The organism is Bartonella sp. AA56HLJMS, assembly GCF_042197145.1.
Taxonomy (GTDB): Bacteria; Pseudomonadota; Alphaproteobacteria; order Rhizobiales; family Rhizobiaceae; genus Bartonella.
Window position 1 is genome coordinate 1 of the sequence record NZ_JBHIRL010000040.1, and the last position, 5,096, is coordinate 5,096.

The window sequence follows — 5,096 nt, forward strand, 5'->3', positions numbered from 1 at the left end:
CCCATGGCATCTGCCGCTTGCATGGGGTCAAAACGGTCTTGCAAACCATATTGCTTGGCGGTACTGTCTATAAATTGGTACAACCCACCAGCAGAAGAGCGGGGATTCCTTGCATTCGGATTGCCTCCACTTTCAACTTGCGCAACACGGTACAAATAACTCTCTGGCAAACCATAACGCGCTGCTGCTTGACGGATCGCTTGATTAACAGAAGGACTAGAACGGGTCATTTCGCATACTCTATTGAAGCACTAGGACCTAACCCTTTTGCTACAGCTCTAGAAACAATCTTCAAGCCTTCATCCGTTATCACACCGGCTTTATGCCACTTCAAAGCACTTTGAATCAATTTGGCAATTTCATTGCGCTCCATTCCTTTAACGCCAAAAGTTGCTAACTTCGCTATTCCGCGCTCTAGCTCTTGTCTTGCTCGTAGCGCCTCTGGTGCATTCGGATGAAAAAATATGTTTCGTGCTAATTTTAAGCCTTGAGCTGGTATATCAGGAATACTATGTGGTACACGAACTCCATCAAAAACAGAAAACTCAGGAGTGCCTTCAAATTTGCTAAAACCCTCTTTTGCTGCATCAGAATAGAATTGCTCCTGATCTACTGCCTTTTTAAAAGTAGAAAACCGTTCCGGTCCTATGGTCCTTTCAAGATTCTCAGACGCAAGATTTTGTTTTAAAAGTTTAGAAAATTCATTAATAGGGTCATCATTTTTTCTGAGTAAATCATCTAAGGCATCTCTCATACCCATCTGATAGGTATTATTTTGTTTTGTCCAATTCCCTTTAGAAAGATTTTCCTGAACTGCATCCCTTTCAAAACTCTTTTCAAGCTTTGTTCCAAAAGCTTGTCTACCTTCCTCAAAGCTATCTGCAAAGTTTTTGAATTTTGCCGCACTACCGCGTGCTGCTTTGTACGTAGGAGAGATTTCGTCCATTATTTTTACCAAATTTTGTTTGAGGACTTCGTATCCTAAAATCTTTTGGTTATCGCCATGTTTCTTACTTTTTTCGATTAAATCATCAAGAGACTGCTTAGTTTGATCTAATAACTCTATCGTAGGTTTATAGTTTATACTACTAAACCTTCTATCATAAAATCGTCTAGGATTTATACTGAGGGGGTGTTCCTCTAAAGTATTGACAGCTTCTTTAAGAGCTTTTTGAAACCCTTTATTTTCAAAAAGTTTATTAAGAGCCGGATAATACTCTCGTCCTATCGGCGTTTGCCTTGCTTGTTCATAAAGATGATCATGCGCTTCTTTCCCTTGCTGTTTAAGCGTCCTGCTTAAAGTATCGCTATGCTGGTATGGAACAATTGTCTGCTCCATCATATCATCAAGACGTTGAACAGAACCGCCTAATCTTTTCTCATGCGCTTGTTTCAAGAGATTATAAACATCTTCATTTGTTTTAGACGCATTCCACAAAGTCTGTCGTAGTTTTTCATTAATATCTGTCAAAAATACTTCGTGAGGTTCTGAACTAAGACGTTCCGTGATCTTTTGGGTTTTATTATCGTAAAGTTGCTTGGCAACTTCTCTCAAAGCTTTATTTGAAACCTCTTTACGAGCAGGATTAAAATAATTCCTTACAAGTGGAGGCGATTTTAAAGCATTTCCTAAACTACGAACTGCCTTAGAAATACCCATACCTCCTAAAGCAGCAACCGGCGTCAAAACTGCCCCACCAACACCACCGGCTAATGCCGAATTCACCGTATCATTGTAACCTTTTCCTGCACCAGAACCATGTAAAGCTCCAGAACCTGCCCCAACAATAGCTCCCCTACCTAAACTTCCTAAAGTCGAGCCTGCTCGCAAAAAATTTAATGCGGGAATACCCAAAGATGCTAATGTTGGTAAAATCGAACCAGCAATATAAGCACCAGAAGACAACCATGGATATTTTTTTTCTAAGGCTTTTAGGTAAGCGCGCTCCTTAGCTACCCTTCTATTATAAACCTCTTCTGCCTTTTTATCGCCGCTCCAATAATCCGTAAAACCTGCTTCATTGGCTGCTTGTATCTCATCACTATACCCTGCTGTCAAACCAGATATCCCATGACTCCTTAGTGCATCCGACCACGTAAGATCTTTATCATCAAATGAAAAATCATCTGCTGTAAATTTTGTATTAAATGAAGCCGTATCATCATCAACAAGAGGGGAATAAGGAATATAACCCGTTGTTTTTTTTCCTTGATTACCACGACTGTTCTTCACCGAAGACGTACCATCATTATCGGATACATCATCAACAATGCGAGAATAAGGAATATATGCCATTTTAAGCCCCTTTAACCCTTATCTTTCCATCTTCACCAATAAAGCGTGCACCGGAAGGCAATGCATCTTCCTCTTCTTTGCTGGTAACAAGTGGCAAAGCATTACGTCCTTGCTGTGGAGCTTTAGAATGCGACTGTGTGGTAACCTTATCAACACTCTCTTGCGTTAATTCAATGCTGCTGTCTTCTAGCAATTTCAATACGTCTAATTTCATCTTAGCCAAAATCTGATGGATTTTTTTCAACCTAAACAAGAGCTCTTCATGACCCAAGTCGTACTTTATCTCTCCTAAATAGCTCTTTAAGATATCAAGCTCTCTTTCTGTAAGGTTACCAAAACCAGAAGCACCATTGCGTGAATACCGTCTCATCGTTTCTAAACGGTCAATACCTATACGGTTTTTAATGGAATCAAGCAGTGAACGCATATCACGGTGTTGAGGAACCTTAAAAGAAGCTTGCCAATCAGCAAGATTTCCCGTAGCCCAATCACCATTCTCTTCTATATAATTCATAAAACGTTCAATGTCATGGAGTGTATTACTACTGATAGCTTCACTATTTTTAAGATCTATTGTTTCTCGTAGGCGGTCCATTTCTTCTTTAGATCTAGCATCATAACCGCCGTTCACTTTTTGTAATAGAAAAGCATTCAATGCATCTTTATTCCCAGCCATGAACCGCGCCTCTTCTTCACTGTACCCTTTAGATTTTAGATATTCGACGGTCTGATTAACCTGCCCTCTTTGTTTATCTCCTTCGTTAAGACGCTTCACACCACTTGCAAGCGCATCCCACCCAGAACCGCCTGACGGTGCTGCCGACATACCTGCAAAAAGATCTTGAAGCTTTTTATAAAAATCAGACTGGACAAACTTTTCAAAACCAGTTCGAGTATCTACTGGAGAAGTTTGTGACTGTGGTGTTGAAGCTGCCTCTACTATAGGCGTAAGTTGTTTAATCTCCTGTGCATTAGGGAGTGGTGGATGATTACCAACACCAAATGGTATTTCTGCTTCAGGAACCACATAAGGTTCCTTCTTCTCATGATATACTCCATCCGGAACAATAGTTCCTATTTGAGAAGGCGCAAGAGAACCACTCTCAAACGGTTTATCAATAGAAATTGCACTAGGAGTAGCAGGACCTTGATGCTGCTGTATGACTCTCTGCAACAGATTCATTTTATCAATAGGTCTCTCACCAATCTTCGGAATAACCATTCCTAATAGCTTTCGACCATAGATCTCTTCACGCTTTTGGCGTTCTCTTTCTTCTTGAACTGTAGACCATCTCCTTCTATTGCGTTTTAATGTAGGTGGGAGATGTGTACTATGTTGTATTAAACCATCTGCTCCTATTCTAGACATTCTAACTAAAGGATGTTCACCTTGATCAGGAGGAATAAAAAAACGCGAAATGTTATCGAACCAAGAACTTTTTTCCATTTCTTTCTTTCCTATACACCGAATTTTTTGCCTAAAAATGCGCCAAAAGGTTTAGAAATATCAGGGATACCCATAAAACTTGTCGCAAGACCTGCTACTGTCGCAAAATTCTTCCAAGGGTCGTTGCCTTGCATCATAGAGGCTGTATTATTATTCGTTGTCGTGCCGTAATTCCTTGCAAAGCCATGACCGGCGTTCATAAGCATATTCAACCTATTCCAGCCGCTATTGTCTTGTTCCAGCCAACGTTCTCTATTGGCATCAACAAGGCGTTGATTGTGGGCATCAAGCACACCTCCCCCTTGTATGGCATTGGAATAGGCATTCCCATAACCCTGTAAGAAGTTATTTGAGGCACCCAATTGATTTTGATTGGCTTGGTCTATCATGGCATTGGCTTGCATCATGCGGTCCGCATCACGATTATATTGCTCTAACATAGCACGAGCGTATATAGAATCTCTTCCTTTCCGCACTTCCTCTCTGTGATCAGGAGTTGCATAACGACCAATCCCTGAGAAATATCTGTTAATTTGAGTGTCTGAGTCATCTAACGCTTCTTGAAGTGCTCGTTTGAAATACGAATTTTCTCCCATCATACCACCAGAAGCCATATGTCTAAGATTCATGGCTGCCGACGTTGGATTATAGATTGTATTCATCAAAGAGCGATTTTGATAATGATGAGGGACACTCCCAAGACCACCTATGGCTTGGGTGGTTTGAGCACTTAACGGCGCAACACGAGGTCCTCCATACACATTACCCCCAATCCCTGTGTCATACATGTTATACGCATCTGCACCCCCACGCTTAAAGACATTCTGCATCCAAGCAGGAGGGGCGCTTGTCTGCACCTGCTTCTGTTCTGTCGTTGCTGGTCTACTGCTCCCCATGTCACAATTCCTTCCTATAATAAAGCATACCTATGCTATAGCCTTGCTTGGTTAGTGCACGCTTCCAACCTAAACGACCCAAGATCTCCATTTCAGAAGCACCATTCTCACGCGCCCAATCCTCTACAAATTTCAAATTATCAACTTGATCAAGAACGCCCTTCCCACTACATTCACAAATCAGTGCGCGCTTCTTTCCTAAAACTGTCTGCTGTATCTGGGTCGTGAATGCCGCTAAAAAGCGCTCGTCGTCATCCAAAACAAGCCATAACTGTTTCTTGCCACTGCAAATCGCTTCAATCAGTTCCTGCAACGTGATTTCATGTTTGAAACGCTCTACATACTCTCTAAAAGATGCAATGATTTCTTCAAGATAAGGGGCTATACGCTCCATATCCCAAGACGTGGTCAAAAAGACTTTTGCCATTACCCTCTGCCTAAAGGACGTAAATCCACA

5 protein-coding genes are annotated in these 5,096 nt (G+C 41.4%); all 5 read right to left on the reverse strand.

The window, feature by feature from the left end; genetic code table 11:
• The coding region (locus ACFINI_RS09295) for a transglycosylase SLT domain-containing protein (RefSeq protein WP_375647976.1) at positions 1–230 on the reverse strand (230 nt) is incomplete at its 3' end.
• Positions 227–2,296 carry a glycine zipper family protein gene (locus ACFINI_RS09300; RefSeq protein WP_375647977.1) on the reverse strand — a complete coding sequence of 690 codons (2,070 nt, stop codon included), beginning with the start codon at positions 2,294–2,296 and terminating at the stop codon, positions 227–229. The genes ACFINI_RS09295 and ACFINI_RS09300, both read right to left, overlap by 4 nt.
• Before the next feature lies 1 nt (position 2,297).
• Entirely contained in the window at positions 2,298–3,743 is a 1,446-nt protein-coding gene (locus ACFINI_RS09305) for a hypothetical protein (protein ID WP_375635051.1), read from the reverse strand.
• 11 nt (positions 3,744–3,754) lie between these two features.
• Positions 3,755–4,639: a hypothetical protein gene (locus ACFINI_RS09310; RefSeq protein ID WP_375647978.1), complete on the reverse strand. Its 885-nt coding sequence runs from the start codon at positions 4,637–4,639 to the stop codon at positions 3,755–3,757.
• A gap of 1 nt (position 4,640) precedes the next feature.
• Complete coding sequence (locus tag ACFINI_RS09315) at positions 4,641–5,066, reverse strand: hypothetical protein (RefSeq protein ID WP_375632727.1); 426 nt, start codon at positions 5,064–5,066, stop codon at positions 4,641–4,643.
• Positions 5,067–5,096 lie beyond the last annotated feature (30 nt).